Raw genomic sequence first — 15378 nt, 5'->3', positions numbered from 1 at the left:
TAGCGTGGCCACCATGCACCCCGAAGTGGCCGCGATGCTCGCGCAACTGAACGCTGGATTTCCCGACGTCACGACCATGGCGCCCAACGCGTTGCGCGAGGTGATCCGTGGCCGTCGGGGGCCGAACCTGCGTCTGCCCGACATGTTCGAGGTCCGGGAAACCGACGGGCTCCGGGTGTACAGGCCGCACCATGACGGTGATCCACTGCCGGTGATCGTCTTTGCGCACGGCGGCGGGTTCGTGTTCTGTGACCTCGACAGCCACGACGAGTTCTGCCGATCGCTGGCCGCGGGTGTGCCGGCGGTGGTGGTCTCGGTGGATTACCGGCTGGCGCCGGAGCATCCTGGACCGGCCGCGCACGACGACATGTATGCGGCCGTCGAATGGGCGGCCAAGCACGCACACGATTTCGGCGCAGACCCGACGCGAATTGCCGTTGCGGGCGACAGCGCCGGGGGCAACCTCGCGGCCACGGTCGCAATCGCTGCGCGCGACCGCGGCGGCCCGTCGATCGCCGCCCAGATCCTGCTCTACCCGGTGATCGACGACGATTTCGAAACGGAGTCCTATCGCCGCTTCGGCGTCGGTTACTACAACACCACCGCGGCGATGAAGTGGTACTGGCAGCAGTACGCGCCGAACGGGACCGACGATGTGCGTCTGGTGCCGACCCGGGCCGCCAGTCTCGCTGGCCTGCCGCCCGCGGTGGTGATCACCGCGGAACTCGACCCACCGTGCGCGGCCGGCGACGCCTACGCGCAGCGATTGCGCACGGATGGTGTTGCCGTGCAACATCACCGCTACGACGGGTTGTTCCACGGCTTCCTCACCATCCCGGCGTTGTCGGCCACTCAGACGGCGCGCCAAGAGATCTGGCAAATGATCAGGACTGCGCTGGCGATCAGCTGACCGCCATGTCCAGCGCCGCAAGGTGACTGAACAGCACCGAGGCACCGATCGGGTTGCCGCCGCCGGGGTAGACGGTGCCGCTGACCGCGGCCATCGTGTTGCCGGCTGCGTAAAGGCCGCGGATCGGGTTGCCGTCCTTGTCCAGGACCCGCGCCGCGGTATCGGTGCGCAGACCACCCTTGGTGCCCAGGTCGGAGATGCCGAACGCGGCCGCATGGAAAGGTCCCTGATCGATGGACACCAGGGGAGGTTCGCCGTTGGAGAACGCCCGGTCGTAGGCCTCGTCGCCGCGACCGAAGTCGGTGTCGACGCCGTCGGCGACCATCTTGTTGAACCGCTCCACTGTCGCGATCAGGTTCTCGGCCGGAACCCCGATCTTCTCGGCGAGTTCGGCGAGGGTGTCGGCGGTGTGCCAGAGCCCGGCCGCCACATACTTTTCGGTCTCCACCATGGAGACGTTGGTGGCCTTGACCGGCGGTACCTCGCCCTCCTTGTCGTCGTAGATCATCCAGTACGGCAAGGTGGCGGTGCCGTCGTTGAGCTGCGCGATGATGTTACGACCGAGGCGGTCGTAGGGTGCTGACTCGTTGACGAATCGCTTCCCGTCCTGATTGACGAAGATGCCGCCGGTGAACCACAGCGCGAATGCCGAACGGCCATCCGGATGGGTCAGCCCGGGCGACCACCACGCCTGGTCCATCAGGTCGGTGTCCGCGCCCGCGGCGATGCCCGCCAGGTGCGCTCGGCCCTGATTGCCCCACGGCCCCATGGTGTCTCGTGCTGCGCCCGGCACGCCGTACCGTTGGCGGAGTTCGTCGTTCTGCTCGAAGCCGCCGGCAGCGAGGAGCACGCCCTTGCGGGCGCGGATTGCGACGCGCTGGCCGTCCCGTTCGACGATCGCGCCGACCACCGCACCGGCCTCGATGACCAACTCGGTCAGCGGGGAGTTCAGGTGCAGGGTGGCGTTCGGAAACTGTGAAATCGCCTTCAGGAAACGGCCGATCAGCGCCTGACCGCCGATCAGTACGTCGGGCAGTGGTGCACCGAGTCGGTCGGTGTCGAGCGGTCCGCGCAGCGACTGGCGGAGCTCGCCCAGCTCGGCCGCAGGCAGCGGTGTCGGCATGGTGTGCCGCTGGCCGTCCAACCTTGCCTTGGGAGCCTTACCGAAGTAGTCCGGCCACGGCAGCATCTCGAACGCGAAATTCCAATCCTGTTCCAGATACTCGATCACCTCCGCGCCACCGCGAACATAGGTGTCCTGCAGCGCCTTCGGCGTCCGGTCACCGACCACGGCATGGAAATAGGTGAGCGCGTCGTCGATGGTGTCGTCGGTACCGGCGCGCTTGAGCACTGGGTTGCACGGGAACCACATTCCGCCGCCACCCGAGTAGGCGGTGGTGCCGCCGAACTTGTCGGTCGCTTCCACAACCGCCACGGAAAGTCCCTCGCGTGCGGCGGTGTACGCGCCCGCGAGCCCGCCGCCCGACCCGGCCACCAGTACGTCAACTTCTTCGTTCCACGTGTGCATTGCACCGACGCTAGGCGCGGAGATCGGCCGGGCCAATCGGGTGTGCCGGTCAGCGGGAGAACGGATGGTGTGCGTGCGTGCGCAGCCGTAGCGTCGGCGCAGCAGAACCGTTCCTCGTGAAAGGCAAGCACATTGAACACTCCGTCGGCCGTGGATGTGGTGGTGGTGGGTGCGGGCTTCGCCGGTGTCTACGCGCTGTACAAGCTGCGCAGCCAAGGGCTGACCGTGCAGGTGTTCGAGGCGGGCGACGGCGTTGGCGGTGTGTGGTACTGGAACCGCTACCCCGGCGCACGCTGCGACGTCGAAAGCGTGGACTACTCCTACTCTTTCGACGAGGAGCTGCAACAGGAGTGGGACTGGAGCGAGAAGTACGCCACCCAACCGGAGATCCTGCGCTACATCAACCATGTTGTGGATCGCTTCGATCTACGGCGAAACATCAAGCTCGGCACGCGGGTCACCGACGTGGTGCTCGACGAGGAGAAGCTTCGCTGGGAGGTCCGCACGGAGGCGGGTGACGTCGTGTCGGCTCGGTTCTGTGTGCTGGCGCTCGGCCCGCTATCCAACGCGAACATCCCGTCGATACCGGGACTGGAGTCCTTTGCCGGCGACCTCTACCACACGGCACGGTGGCCGCATGACGGCGTCGATTTCACGGGCAAGCGAGTAGGCGTTATTGGGACGGGATCGTCTGGCATTCAAGCAATTCCGTGCATCGCGCGCCAGGCCGAGCAGCTCTATGTGTTCCAGCGCAGCGCGAACTACAGCGTGCCGGCGGGCAACGTGCCGCTCGATGATGCGGCGCGACGCGAGCAGAAGGCCAACTATGCCGAGCGGCGTCGGTTGTCGATGGAGAGTGGCGGGGGGTCGCCGCACCAGCCGTACCCGAAACGAGCCGTGGACGCGACCGCTGACGAACTCCGGAATGCTTACGAAAAGCGTTGGCAGTTGGGCGGAGTGCTGTTCAGCAAGACGTTTCCCGATCAAATGATCACCATCGAGGCCAACGACACTGCGCGGCGATTCTGGGAGTCGAAGGTGCGCGCGGTCATCGATGACCCTTCGGTGGCGGAATTGCTGATCCCGAATGACCACCCGATCGGCTCGAAGCGGATCTGCACCGACGACAACTACTTTCAGACCTACAACCGGAACAATGTGGCCCTGGTGAACCTGCGTGCCACACCAATCGAGCGGATCGACGGCGCTAGCGTGCGCACTTCCGATGCTTCGTACGTGCTCGATGCGTTGGTGTTGGCCACCGGTTTCGATGCGATGACCGGATCGGTGGAGAAGCTGAACATCGTAGGCCGCGGCGGACAGACGTTGAATGATGTCTGGGCGGAGGGCCCGAAGACGTACCTAGGACTCGGGATCGCCGGTTTTCCGAATCTGTTCAATCTGACCGGCCCAGGTAGCCCGTCGGTGCTCGCGAACATGGTGCTGCACTCGGAGCTGCACGTCGACTGGGTCGCGGATGCGGTGCGATACCTGGACACCCACGGGGCAGTGGCATTGGAAGCCCGGCCGGACGCCGTCGCCGACTGGGTCAAGGAGTGCTCCGATCGTGCGGCCGGCACGTTGATGCCGAGCGCGAACTCCTGGTACATGGGCGCCAACATTCCGGGCAAGCCGCGGGTGTTCATGCCCTTCGTCGGCGGATTCGGCGTATACGGGCAGATCATCGCCGAGGTAGCGGCGGCCGGCTACAAGGGCTTCGACATCATCGAAGGGTAGCCCTCACCCGGCAAATTCGCCGAACCGGCCCTTGTAGAAAAGCAGGGGCCTGCCGTTTTCGTCGGCGCTCAGGTCAGTGATGCGCGCCAGCACGATCGTGTGGTCCCCGGCGTCGTGCTCGAATTCCACAACGGCTTCGATATGCGCAAGGGCGCCAGCAATGGCCGGAGCTCCGTTGTCGGCCCGCCCCCATTCGACATCGGCGAACTTGTCGGCGCCGCTTACCGCGAACTGCCGGCACAGGTCACCTTGCTGGTGGGCGAGGATGTTCACGCAGATCGCGCCGACCTTACGAAGCTGCGGCCAGCTCGTCGACGTCTTCGCGGGGCAGAAGGACAGGTAGGGCGGGTCCAGCGATACCGACACCACCGACTGGCAGGTGAAGCCGAGCGGCTCGGCCCCGTTGTGCGCGGTGATCACCGCCACCCCGGTGGCGAAGTGGCCCCAGACCTGGCGCAGGGTGGCGGCGTTGGGTGCGGTCGCGATGGTGGTCACGTGTCCTCCCGAGTTTCGATGCAGGACACCAGAATCCGTTGTGGCTGGGGTTGCACACAAGGTGGCCTCCCGGTCAGCGGCCGACTTTGCGCTACGTCGGATTGGTACCATTCCGACGTGACGGCCGAATCGCAACCTGAGGCGGGCCTGCCCAACCTGCCGCCGACCAGTTGGGCGGTGTTGGGCATGTTGGCCTTCGGCGAGGAGGTCTCCGGCTATGACCTCAAGAAGTGGGCCGACTGGAGCATCGGGCACTTCTACTGGAGCCCGTCGTTCAGCCAGGTTTACTCCGAATTGAAGCGGCTGGAGCAGCACGGTTACGCGACGTCGCGAATCCAGAATGAAGATGGCGTGCGCGGCCGCCGGATGTACAAGATCACCGACGCCGGGATGGACGCGGTGAGTAAGTGGTCCGCCGAGGCTCCCATCGATCCGCCGATCCTGAAACATGGCGTGCTGCTGCGCATTTGGATGGGTCATCTGAATGATCCGGAGCGGCTCAAGGAGATTCTGCGCGAGCACATTGCGTATGTGGACAAGATGGAGCGCCGGGTGTCGGTCGATGTCGGGGGAGCCGAAGCCGAACCTGCGTGGGCGTATCCGCGGATCACCATGCTCTGGGCGAAGCGCTACTACGCAGCCGAGCGCGAGTTGGCGTTGCAGCTGATCAAGGACATCGACGATGCTGACGCGATGCTTGCCAAGGCCGAACTCCATGACGAGGCAGGCCATCCCAAAGCCGTACCCGGTCGCTGGCGCGAGGTGGAGAAGCGGGTCCAGTCGGAGGAGTAGCTAGGTCCTGAGTCCGGTTGGCAGGGTGATGATTTGTTGGCCGGTTACTGAGGTCCAGAGTTCGGCTGCGCCGGTGAGTGTGGTGACGTGCCAGAGGTTTTCGGTTTTCATGTCGTGGTGGGTTTTGCAGAGGCAGTGCTCGCAATTGCCCGAACCATAGTTCAGGATGGGTGGCCCGTCGGTGGCTGCGCTCTGTAACCACGTTCTACGGCGTAGCAGCTTGGCGAGCTAGTACCCTAAGTGTCGTGTAGCCGCTCCGATGACCGATGCGCCAGCGCGAGGAGTGGGAAACATACACCCGATGAGCAGAAGGCAGTAGAAAGCACATCGCGGGCATGGCCGGTTCTGGCGGGCCACTGAATCCCGGAGCCGTGCGGAAGATCAATTTCATCCGCGAGGTTCACCATGTCCCAACCGTCATCCCCAGCCGTCCGTCACGAGCGTGCCCGAGTCGCTGCACTGACCCGCGATCGCAAACCGGACGACCCGGAACTGCTCGAGGCCCGGCGCAACCTTCGCGCCGAGACCCTCGCCGAGTATGTGCGCCGAGTTGTCGACGCAGCCCCGCCGCTGACACCCGAACAGCGCGACAAGATCGCCGGACTGTTACGGAAGTCGGTGGCGTGATGAGCGACGAACGTCTCTATGACCGAGTGCTGAGTGTCCACGACGAATACGCCAAGCGGTACTCAGCCAAGTACGGCGACGGTTGGCGAGAGAAGCTGACGCGCGACGAGCGCGAAGATTTTGCATGGAACGTCAAACTGGCAGTCGTCGCGGACGGCGGACGTGTCCTGTCGCTCGACCAAATCAACGAATGGTTCCGCGGGGCAGGTGATCGGTGATAACGCCGCGCCCGTGCCCGGACTGTGGCGCCGAATCTTCCCCGCCCTGCGTGCGGTCCAAGAGTTACGCAGAGGTTGAACTGCTGCTCTGCTGAAACAATTCGGCCCGCCGACGATGGGGAGCGAAAACCCTTTGTCGGCGGGCCGATTGCGCGAAAGTTTCGTTTAGCCACAACCCATAGCATCACGAGAACGCTTTCATTCTAAGGCATTCGGCGTCGGTAGAGTTGCAGTTACGGACCCGCGAAATCCGTTTAGCAACAACCCAATCTGAAATTCGAGAACCAAACAATGAGCGAACAATCCGGCAATGACGCCGTATCCCCATACGCCCGTGCAGCAATGAAATACCGTCGCCGAGGCTGGTATCCAATACCGCTTAACGGCAAGGTTCCGGTAGCCGACTTCACCGGCCGCAAGGGTGCCTACGTCAGCGGCGCAGATGTTCAGACGTTCATCGACAACCCGAAGACCGGTTATACGAATGTCGGCCTGCGCATGGAGCATTCGATGGTCGGCATCGACGTTGACGCCTACCAGAAGGCGGACGGCACCTGGAAGGTCGGCGACCGTTCGATAGCCGAAGCCGAAACACGTTGGGGCAAACTACCGCCCACCTACACGAGCACGTCGCGCGGACCGGGCAAGAGCGGAATTCAGTTCTACCGCGTACCCGAAGGCGTCGAGTTGGCCGAAAGGTCACTGCCCGACGTGGAACTCGTGCGCTGGTGCCACCGGACCGCCGTGGTGTGGCCGAGCCTGCATGACAAGACCGGCGAGATTTACCGGTGGTACGGGCCGGACGGCGAGCTGTTCGACGGGATACCCGACCCTGCAGACATACCGGAGCTACCGGGTGCATGGGTCGAAGGATTGCGCAAGGACCGTTACCCGGCAGGAGAGATGGCCGACCCGGTGACGTTCTCGCTGACCGACGGCGAGCCGGATGCTGTGGTGAAATCCACGCTCGACAAATGGCTCGCCGCACTGGAATCCGGTTCCCGGCACGACGCCATGCGCGACGGGCAAACCGCGCTGGTATGGCGGGCACGCGAGGGCTACAGCGGAGTGCGGACCGCGCTGACCCAATTCCGTTGCGCGTTCATCGACGCCGTTGCCGGTGACCGTAAAGGTGGCCGCGACACGGCAATCCAAGAGTGGAACAACGCGCTGACCGGTTCGCTCGAGAACGTGGCCCACGCCGAGCACGAGCTAGCCGGAATCTTGGACGAGGCCGACGTCGTTGCCGCCAACCGAAAGATGCTGCAAGCCACCCCGGAACCGGCACCGCCGCCGGCGCTGTGCACGCTCGACCAGGCGCATGTCATATTCCGGCGCTGGCTGGGCGAAGACTACGACACCGATGCACTGGACGCGATGCTGGCGGCGGCGGCGGTCGAGCGGCTCTCGGGTGACCCGCTGTGGCTGCTGCTCGTCAGCGGACCCGGCAACGCCAAGACCGAGACCGTGCAGGCGCTCGACGGAATCGGAGCCGTGGTCACCAGCACCCTGTCCTCGCAAGCGGCGCTGCTGTCGGCGACACCCAAGCGCCAGACCGCCAAGGACGCGACCGGTGGGCTGCTGCGCCGGCTCGAACCTGGCGGCGTGCTGGTCATCAAAGACGTGACCTCGATTTTGTCGATGCACCGTGACGGACGCGCCGAGGTACTCGCCGCACTACGTGAAGTGCACGACGGCAAGTGGACCCGCTCGGTGGGTAGCGAGGGTGGCCGGACGCTGCACTGGCAGGGCCGCGTGGTCGTGGTCGGCGCGGTGACCACCGCATGGGACACGGCGCACGCCGTCATCTCGTCTATGGGCGACCGATTTCTGTTGGTGCGGATGAACTCGGCTAACCGGGTCATGCGAACCCGTGCCGGACGCAACGCGATTCGAGGGACCGGCGACGAGACCACCATGCGCGCCGAACTCGCCGAAGCGGTCGCGGGCGTGCTGGCCGGTGTCGACGCGAGCAGAGCAATCAAGCCCAACGAAGACGAAGCCGAGACGATTGTCGCTGCCGCCGATCTGGTGACGCTGGCGCGGACGGGCGTCGAATACGACTACCGCGGCGACGTGATGGACGCGCACGCACCGGAGATGCCGACCCGGTTCGCCAAGGAGCTTACTCAACTGGTACGCGGCGCGTGCGCTGTCGGCATGGACCGCGAGGACGCTATGCGGTTGGCCGTCCGGTGCGCGCGCGATTCGATGCCGCCGCTGCGGCTGGAGATCATCGAGGACGTGGCGGCGCATCCGATGAGCACATCGTCGGATGTCCGCAAGAGGATAAGCAAGCCGCGCAGCACCGTAGATCGGCAATTGCAGGCGTTGCACTATCTCGGCGTACTCGAGTGCTTCGAGGAGGAGTTCGGCATGGACGGTTCCAAGATTCGATGGCGCTACCGACTGGCCGAAGGTATCGACCCAACTTGCCTGCACTTCAACCACTTAGGACAGGCTCACCTCAAAACCGCCTGAAACTTCACCAGAAATGTCAGTGCAGGTGCGTGAGAGCTAAGGAATAGAGGGCGATATGGGTTGAGAGACATGCGCACTGCACACCACTGCTGACAAAACTGGGAAACATTGCGGCCCACCACCCGCGCCCGGCAGTTCCCCTACGACCTCCGCCTTTGGAGACAACATCAACCCGAGAAAGAAGAACCCAATGAACCGACACGACACGGAATCCCGGATCGCGTTCCCGGACCGGGTACTCGACAAGCCGACCGACCGTTACAGAATCACGTATGTCGACGGCAGCACCGAGACGTTCCCCGCGGGTGTCGTGGTGATCGACTGGGCCGGGCGGCTGCGCATCGGTAGCGACCGGGTGGTTCCGCACGATGGCTGGCGGCTGCTGTCGAAGGTGGCCGAGTGATGAGCACCGACGACGAGCTGAAGGCGATAAAGTTCCGTGCCGCGGTCACCGACGCGATCCGCCGCACGGAACCGCAACTACTGGCCGACACACTGATAACCACCGGGGCAATCCAGGTCCGCCGCCACGGCAAGCATTATTCCGTGTGGCTGCTGGGCTATAGGGTGGGCGCGCTCGACGGCGACTGGCTGAATGACCCAGACGACCACCGTGTTCCAGACAATCCATGGATCGCAGTTCCCGACGACCTGAGCGAGTTGGACGGCGAGTCGTGAAGCAGTGTTCAAAGTGCCATGAGCACAAGACAGACGACAAGTTCCGCAATGTGGGGTACGTCTGCAAGGAGTGTCGCGCCGCCTACATGAAGGCCTGGGCCGCTGCCCACCGTGAGCACAAGCGTGATTACATGCGCCACTACTACCGCGAGCACAAGGCGAGCGGGACGAGTTCATGATGCAATGGCGCGCACACGGAAAGCAGGGCCGTATAGGCAACCAGGACGCCGGACAAGCCGGTCGGGTAGTCGAATAGCCGGGCGACGTTCTGTGCAGCCACGGAGCCAAATAGGTTGCATTACAATGGGCTACAAGCTCGGTATCACGCCAGCGCCGGAATCCCGAATGCGGACAACCCGGATAGCGCGAGTCACCATGCAATGTTGGCGATGAACAATGCCGCCGAATCATGGGAGACAACGAATGGGTGAAATCCTTTACCGCAGCGCGCCGGTGGACAGTGCCGAACATAGGACTGTCTTTGGGCTGGCCGTTCCATATGGTGTCGAGACCGAAATCCACGACGCCGGTGGTGATTACACGGAGCGGTTTGCCTATGGCGCATTCGGGCGCTCGATTGCCGAAAGGGGTCACAAGGTACGCCTCATGGTTTCGCACGATCACCGTCAGCTGCCGATCGGGAAGGCCACCGAACTTCGCGAATCTCAGGACGGACTGCACGCGGCGTTCTACGTTCCGGAATCCCGCGCCGGCGATGATGCACTGAATCTCGTGAAAGCGGGTGTGGTGGATTCGTTTTCGATCGGTTTCCGCCCTATTCGCTCGCGCGAGGTCGGCAACGTCGTGGAACGCATCGAGGCCAGTCTCTATGAGATAAGCCTGGTTGCGGCGGGGGCATATGAAGGCGCGACGATCAGCGGAGTACGCAGCGAGGGGCGTGTCATCGAACTGGCCGTCATTCGGCGGCAATTGCAAATGTTGGACTTATTGAACGGAACAGAACTGTGAAGAACATCTACGACATCGACGCCGAACTTGGCACCCTCACAACGGAATTGCGCGAGTTGGGCCGAGAGGCACAGTCACGCGGCACCGACCTGACCGGCGACAAGGCACGCCGCTGGGACGAAATCACCACGCGCATAGAGCAGTTGCGTGAAGAGCGCGAGGGCATCGAACGGCGTGCCGAGGAGATTCGCCAGCTGGCGATGAACCCGCGCCACATCGAACAAGGTTCGGCGACCGGGCCGGTACATCGTGAGGACATGGCCGACGATTCGGCGAAACGGGTTCTCGACGCCGCCCACCGGCGCAACGAACTACCCGACTACGCCGCCGAGGTCGTGGAAGGGCTGCTGCACCGCTCGGACCCGTTCATCCGCCGTTGGGTGACCGAGACCGGAAATCCCGCCTATCGCAGTGCGTTCCAGAAGATTTGCGCTGACCCGGTTCGTGGTCACCTGAGTTTCACTGCACCGGAAGCGGATTCGTTCCGCCGCGTCGAGCAGCTGCGCGTTCAACAGCGGGCTATGGGCGAAGGTTCCGGTACGCAAGGTGGTTACATGGTGCCGTTCCAGCTGGACCCGGCCGTGCTGCTGTCCAACGCCGGTACCCGAAACCCGCTGCGCCGCATTGCACGTGTCGAGAAAATCACCACAAATGCCTGGCACGGTGTGTCTTCCGCGGGCGCTACCGCCGAGTGGATTGGTGAGGGCAGTCAGGTCGCCGACGCGAGTTTCAACCTGTCCCAGCCGCAGGTCATCGTCTACAAGGCCGACGCATTCGTGCCGTTCTCATTCGAGGTCGAGCAGGACGCCGCCGACTTTTTGACGCAGCTGCAGATCGTCTTGGTCGATGCCGCGGACCGGCTCAACTCGAGCGCCTACACCAACGGCTCGGGAACCGGCCAGCCACACGGTCTCATCACGAGCCTCGTTGCGACGGGCGGTAGTTCGATTGTCGCCGGCGGCGGCACCACGTTGGCGGCGGCCGACCTGTACAACCTGCAGAACGCGTTGCCGCCGCGGTTCCAAGACAACAGTCAGTGGATGGCGAGCCTGTCGGTGGTCAACGCCGCGCGGCAATTCCAGACGGCGAACGGTTCGTTGGTGTTCCCGTCGCTGCAGACCAACCCGCCGACGTTGCTGGGCCGCGCCATGAATGAAAACTCGGAAATGGCGACCACCGCCTACGTCACCGGGTCGAACTATATGGCCGTCGTGGGCGACTTCAAACAGTTCCTCATCGTTGACCGAATCGGCTCGACCCTCGAATTGGTTCCGCAACTTTTCGGCACGAACGGCAGGCCCACCGGTCAACGTGGCGCGCTGCTGTGGTGGCGGACCGGTTCCGATGTCTTGGTGCCGAACGCATTCCGCCTGCTGGACGTGACGCACTGATAAGAAGGCGTGCCCGGTCTTGATTGACACCCTCGCCGGGCGACAGCAGCGCCGCACACTCGATGGACAAACCCGTGCAGATCAATGGTCGAGTGTGTGGCGTTGCACGATCTCCAAGACGTAGGTAGTCAATGGGAAGCACGCAAGGTCGCAACGACTGGCAGTGGATCAAGCTGTCTCGTCGTCTGCGACAGGAGCTAGCTGGTCAGCCGTGCTGGCTGTGCGGCAAGCCGATAGACCAGCAACTCGACCGGCGCCACCCGATGAGTTTCACCCTTGATCATGTGGTGCCGCTCTCGGTTGATCCGAGCCGTTCACACGACCCGGCCAACCTCCGGCCCAGCCATCGCCGCTGTAATGGGCGCCGCGGCAAAGACCCGTCCTACTGCCCGGTACAGCCAGCGGAGAAGACGCCGCCGCCGACGCCGATCATCGCCAGCCGCGTATGGCGCTAGGCCGGACTTGGAAGGTCCGCGATCGTTGAACCTCGACCTTGCCAATGGTGAAGCCAGCTCGCCGCGGCCGGACCGAACGTCGTGTTGAACAACCCGGTTCGCCCGCCACCGACCTCCTGCCTCGACCCGAGTAGGCACTAGCTCCATAACCTCGAGCTGAATGGAATGTGCTGCACAACAACAGCATCTGCGACGGCGTGGTCGGCATCGGCACGAAAGGCAGTGCGGTGGAATGGAACCCACAAACAAGCAATGTCCGGGCTGCGCTGGAGTCCCGCATTCGGCATCGGTAACTGGGATTGCGGACAGTTAACTGGATGGTGACCGGAAGTAAAGGGGGGGTAATGCGGCCCTATAGCGATGAGGCACGTCTTTGACCCCCCCTCCCCCGCGTTTCTCCGAGCCAGCGGCTTTTCTGCAGATGATCTTGATAGTGGATGGTCGCGCACCGTTTTGCCTGGTCAGAGGCATCTTTGAGCGGCGGGACTGGTCTGCGCAGGTCGGGGTGTGAATTGCATCGACGGCATTTTCGTTCACCAAGGGTCGAGAATGGCGAGAATAGTAAAGAACGCAGTCTGAAGATTGAGGGGTCAGCAAAAAATGGGAGTACGTGAGCAACTGGATCGCAACGCCCGCAAGGACACCCTGAAGTAGGCAGAATCGTCGTCCGCCTTCTATGCGGCCGGTGCCGGTTCGGGTCCGTCCGGCTGCGGCGCTTCCGCGAGGTCTTTCGTCAAGTCGTAGAACGCCGCCCTGATGACCGGCGCGAGCCGCTCTCTGATTTGCGTCGGCATCGGTTGGACACTTGGCGGCTTTGTCTCATCCATGCTCAGGACTTTATAGGACAGATTTACGGCATAAAAGACCGACACCCCGCCGACCGAAGCCGACAGGGTGCCTGTACCCCAATTCAGCGAGACGCCAACCTCGCCACCGTGGCGGTAATCAGTTCCGCTGGCCGGTGCGCGCCGATGACGCTGTGCAACAGCACCATTGCTCTGCAATCTCGAGGGCTAGAACAGTGGGTTGTCGATCTTCTCGGCGCACTCGACCAATATCGCCGCCAGCCGCCGCGCTTCCGCCGAAGTCAGCACGAGGTCGGCACTGTACGGCGCCGCTTCGATCCCGATGCCAACCAGCGGCGCACTATTGGGACGACGCCGGTTCGCCACGCACAGCCGACCGAGGATCACGCCGTCGTCGGATACCTCGCCGGGTTGCGCGGTAAGTTCGAGTTCGGCGAAATCGCCGACGCACGTATGGTCTTCGCCGTAGTCGTCGCCCGCGCACCATGCTTCGCATCTACTCACGCCGCCGCCACCCCCTGCGCCCGCCACTCGATGACCACCTTGGACTCATCGAACACTTTTTGGCCGCGAACCGTGGGCAGCACCGTCACCGTCATCAGCGCGTCGATCAGCGCGCGTTGGCGGTCCAGGTCCAGGCCCTCGAACTTTTTGCGCACGCTGTCGCTGCCCAACGGCAGGCCGTCGTACAGGTGTGCTTTGGCGGCGGCTATCAACAGTGACTCCACTGCCTTGAGCCGCTCGGCAAGTCGTTCGTTGGCGATGCGGAACTGTGCCGGTGTCATGATGTCGTCGTCGGCGTAGGCGGCTGCCAGCCCGTCCATGCGGGCACGAATACCGTTGGCGTCGGCGCGTAGCTGCTCCACGTCGGGACGGTCGGTGTCGTGCAACAACTCCACGGCGTCGGCGCGGGCCAGCCGTCCGCACACCATCGCGATCACGACGTCATCCACACGCCCCATCCTTCGCGACACCTTGAAACAGCCCGTGCAGCAGTAGATGGGGTACCGGGAACCGTTGCGCGCCCGTGTGATCTGCGCCTTGAGGCCTTGCCCGCACACGCCGCATCTGGCTAGTCCGGTCAGCAGGTGACGGCGACCCGGTGCAGGTGCGAACCGCCGCCCTGGTGTGTCGAAGACCGCCCGCGCCGCCCGCCAGGTGTCCTCGTCCACGATGGCAGGCCAGTTGCCCTTGCCGACGACCTCGCCGCGGTATTCGCGCAGACCGGCGTTGCGTGGTTTCTTCAGCAACACACCGACCGTGTTGGCGCTCCACTTGTTGCCGCGGGTACTCGGCACGCCTTTGTCGTTCCATTCGCGCGCTATCGACCCCAGCGAGGAACCGGACAGGAACGCGCGGTAGGCATCGCGGACCATCGCCGACTCGACCGGATGCAGCGCCAGATCGTCGGTGTAGCCGAACACCCGGCAGGGCCACAACGGCTTGCCCAGTTCCGCGCGCTGCTGTGCCGCCCTGGTCTGCCGCTTGCCTTTGCGCTCGACCTCCGCGCGGGCCACGGCACCTTTGATCCGCGCGAACATGCGCCCGTTGTCGGTGGACAGATCGACGTCGCCGGTCACCGTGGCAAGCAGCAGATTGTGTTTGTCCGCCAGCGCCATGAAGTGCTCGAGTTCGATGGGTTGGCGGTGCAGGCGGTCGAGGTCCCAGCACACCACGGCATTGACCTTGCCCGCGGCTATGTCTGTGAGCATCCGCTCGTAGGCCGGGCGCTTGCCTTTGCTGGCCGAGACGTCGTTGTCGATGTATTCGACTGGCGTCCAGCCTTTTTGGTGGGCGAGTTTCACGCAGTCCTCGCGCTGGCGGGTCACTGCCAAGCCGTCGCCGTAGCGGTCCAACGATTGCCGTAGGTATATAGCTGCCCTCATGTGAACCATGTTAGGCGCAACAGCTAGTGCAGGTTGGTGGGCAGTGTCCAGCCGCCGTGTTCGGGGTTTGTGTGGTCGAAGGCGACGAGGTGGTCGATTTCGCAGCGTGAAGCGTCACGACTTTCGTGCCGCTCCTAGACGGGTTGCGACTGCCGGTCGCGAGCGGTGTTGAAAGCCTGTTCGTACTCGGTTGGGGTGAGCATTCCGAGTGAACTATGCAGACGTCTGTGGTTGTACCAATCAACCCAACCAGATGTGGCGTATTCGATGTCGTTGAGCGTCTTGTAGGGCCCGGCGTGGAACACCGTGGTCTGGATGCATTCGGTCTTGTAGAGGCCGATGATCGATTCCATCAACCCGTTGTCGTAGGCGTCGCCGACCGAACCGATCGAGGGCGTGATGCCC

Annotated in this window: 18 protein-coding genes; 12 read left to right on the top strand and 6 right to left on the bottom strand. The window is 63.7% G+C overall.

What is annotated here, in order from left to right; all coding sequences use genetic code 11:
* Positions 1–13: 13 nt before the first annotated feature.
* Positions 14–910 (top strand): alpha/beta hydrolase, encoded by an 897-nt coding sequence (locus FOS14_RS18850; RefSeq protein WP_143772373.1) that lies wholly within the window; start codon positions 14–16, stop codon positions 908–910.
* Here the strand turns inward: FOS14_RS18850 and FOS14_RS18845 are convergent.
* Positions 903–2438, bottom strand: a complete 1536-nt coding sequence (locus FOS14_RS18845) for an FAD-binding protein (RefSeq protein WP_143772372.1) — start codon at positions 2436–2438, stop codon at positions 903–905. The two genes, FOS14_RS18850 and FOS14_RS18845, sit on opposite strands and share 8 nt — an antisense overlap.
* Before the next feature lie 132 nt (positions 2439–2570).
* Here FOS14_RS18845 and FOS14_RS18840 point away from each other — a divergent pair, with 132 nt between their 5' ends.
* Positions 2571–4175: an NAD(P)/FAD-dependent oxidoreductase gene (locus FOS14_RS18840; RefSeq protein WP_255450457.1), complete on the top strand. Its 1605-nt coding sequence runs from the start codon at positions 2571–2573 to the stop codon at positions 4173–4175.
* Positions 4176–4178: 3 nt separating this feature from the next.
* On the opposite strand, the gene FOS14_RS18835 is transcribed toward FOS14_RS18840, so the two are convergent.
* Entirely contained in the window at positions 4179–4670 is a 492-nt protein-coding gene (locus tag FOS14_RS18835; RefSeq protein ID WP_255450456.1) for a flavin reductase family protein, read from the bottom strand.
* Between the two features lie 117 nt (positions 4671–4787).
* Here FOS14_RS18835 and FOS14_RS18830 point away from each other — a divergent pair, with 117 nt between their 5' ends.
* The 10 genes from FOS14_RS18830 (at position 4788) to FOS14_RS18790 (ending at position 12281) form a co-directional block, all read left to right on the top strand.
* Positions 4788–5462, top strand: coding sequence for a PadR family transcriptional regulator (locus FOS14_RS18830; protein ID WP_255450455.1), 675 nt, complete (start codon positions 4788–4790; stop codon positions 5460–5462).
* A 405-nt stretch (positions 5463–5867) separates the two neighbouring features.
* A complete protein-coding gene (locus FOS14_RS18825; protein ID WP_143772369.1) occupies positions 5868–6089 on the top strand; it encodes a hypothetical protein in 222 nt (73 codons plus the stop codon).
* Positions 6089–6307 (top strand): hypothetical protein, encoded by a 219-nt coding sequence (locus FOS14_RS18820; RefSeq protein WP_143772368.1) that lies wholly within the window; start codon positions 6089–6091, stop codon positions 6305–6307. Before FOS14_RS18825 ends, FOS14_RS18820 begins: the two co-directional genes overlap by 1 nt.
* 291 nt (positions 6308–6598) lie before the next feature.
* Positions 6599–8788, top strand: coding sequence for a bifunctional DNA primase/polymerase (locus tag FOS14_RS18815; RefSeq protein ID WP_143772367.1), 2190 nt, complete (start codon positions 6599–6601; stop codon positions 8786–8788).
* 190 nt (positions 8789–8978) lie between these two features.
* Positions 8979–9191 carry a hypothetical protein gene (locus FOS14_RS18810; protein ID WP_143772366.1) on the top strand — a complete coding sequence of 71 codons (213 nt, stop codon included), beginning with the start codon at positions 8979–8981 and terminating at the stop codon, positions 9189–9191.
* A complete protein-coding gene (locus FOS14_RS18805) occupies positions 9191–9466 on the top strand; it encodes a hypothetical protein (protein WP_143772365.1) in 276 nt (91 codons plus the stop codon). Before FOS14_RS18810 ends, FOS14_RS18805 begins: the two co-directional genes overlap by 1 nt.
* Positions 9463–9645: a hypothetical protein gene (locus FOS14_RS25015; protein ID WP_221936739.1), complete on the top strand. Its 183-nt coding sequence runs from the start codon at positions 9463–9465 to the stop codon at positions 9643–9645. Before FOS14_RS18805 ends, FOS14_RS25015 begins: the two co-directional genes overlap by 4 nt.
* Positions 9646–9889: 244 nt before the next feature.
* On the top strand, positions 9890–10435 hold the full coding sequence (locus FOS14_RS18800; RefSeq protein WP_143772364.1) for an HK97 family phage prohead protease: 546 nt from the start codon (positions 9890–9892) through the stop codon (positions 10433–10435).
* Positions 10432–11826, top strand: a complete 1395-nt coding sequence (locus FOS14_RS18795; RefSeq protein ID WP_185981836.1) for a phage major capsid protein — start codon at positions 10432–10434, stop codon at positions 11824–11826. The genes FOS14_RS18800 and FOS14_RS18795 overlap by 4 nt, the downstream gene beginning before the upstream one ends.
* Before the next feature lie 131 nt (positions 11827–11957).
* A complete protein-coding gene (locus FOS14_RS18790; RefSeq protein ID WP_143772362.1) occupies positions 11958–12281 on the top strand; it encodes an HNH endonuclease in 324 nt (107 codons plus the stop codon).
* Positions 12282–12955: 674 nt separating this feature from the next.
* Here FOS14_RS18790 and FOS14_RS24820 read toward each other — a convergent pair.
* The 4 genes from FOS14_RS24820 to FOS14_RS18775 all read right to left on the bottom strand — a co-directional run.
* Positions 12956–13108, bottom strand: a complete 153-nt coding sequence (locus tag FOS14_RS24820) for a hypothetical protein (protein WP_185981835.1) — start codon at positions 13106–13108, stop codon at positions 12956–12958.
* Between the two features lie 186 nt (positions 13109–13294).
* Positions 13295–13591 (bottom strand): hypothetical protein, encoded by a 297-nt coding sequence (locus FOS14_RS18785; RefSeq protein ID WP_143772361.1) that lies wholly within the window; start codon positions 13589–13591, stop codon positions 13295–13297.
* A complete protein-coding gene (locus tag FOS14_RS18780; RefSeq protein ID WP_143772360.1) occupies positions 13588–14973 on the bottom strand; it encodes a recombinase family protein in 1386 nt (461 codons plus the stop codon). The genes FOS14_RS18785 and FOS14_RS18780 overlap by 4 nt, the downstream gene beginning before the upstream one ends.
* A gap of 134 nt (positions 14974–15107) precedes the next feature.
* Positions 15108–15378, bottom strand: a 271-nt coding sequence (locus FOS14_RS18775; protein WP_143769309.1) for an integrase core domain-containing protein, incomplete at its 5' end; no start/stop codon positions are given.

This window comes from Skermania sp. ID1734 (genome assembly GCF_007489285.1).
Taxonomy (GTDB): Bacteria; Actinomycetota; Actinomycetes; order Mycobacteriales; family Mycobacteriaceae; genus ID1734.
The sequence above is the reverse complement of the archived record's forward strand: the minus strand, read 5'-3'. Positions and strand labels throughout refer to the sequence as shown.

Excerpts from the sequence above, each read along its gene's own strand:
- FOS14_RS18780 (WP_143772360.1), bottom strand. The coding sequence starts at position 14,973 with ATGAGGGCAGCTATATACCTACGGCAATCGTTGGACCGCTACGGCGAC.
- FOS14_RS18825 (WP_143772369.1), top strand. The coding sequence starts at position 5,868 with ATGTCCCAACCGTCATCCCCAGCCGTCCGTCACGAGCGTGCCCGAGTC.
- FOS14_RS18820 (WP_143772368.1), top strand. The coding sequence starts at position 6,089 with ATGAGCGACGAACGTCTCTATGACCGAGTGCTGAGTGTCCACGACGAA.
- FOS14_RS18805 (WP_143772365.1), top strand. The coding sequence starts at position 9,191 with ATGAGCACCGACGACGAGCTGAAGGCGATAAAGTTCCGTGCCGCGGTC.
- FOS14_RS18850 (WP_143772373.1), top strand. The coding sequence starts at position 14 with ATGCACCCCGAAGTGGCCGCGATGCTCGCGCAACTGAACGCTGGATTT.
- FOS14_RS18800 (WP_143772364.1), top strand. The coding sequence starts at position 9,890 with ATGGGTGAAATCCTTTACCGCAGCGCGCCGGTGGACAGTGCCGAACAT.
- FOS14_RS18845 (WP_143772372.1), bottom strand. The coding sequence starts at position 2,438 with ATGCACACGTGGAACGAAGAAGTTGACGTACTGGTGGCCGGGTCGGGC.
- FOS14_RS18790 (WP_143772362.1), top strand. The coding sequence starts at position 11,958 with ATGGGAAGCACGCAAGGTCGCAACGACTGGCAGTGGATCAAGCTGTCT.
- FOS14_RS18810 (WP_143772366.1), top strand. The coding sequence starts at position 8,979 with ATGAACCGACACGACACGGAATCCCGGATCGCGTTCCCGGACCGGGTA.
- FOS14_RS24820 (WP_185981835.1), bottom strand. The coding sequence starts at position 13,108 with ATGGATGAGACAAAGCCGCCAAGTGTCCAACCGATGCCGACGCAAATC.
- FOS14_RS18815 (WP_143772367.1), top strand. The coding sequence starts at position 6,599 with ATGAGCGAACAATCCGGCAATGACGCCGTATCCCCATACGCCCGTGCA.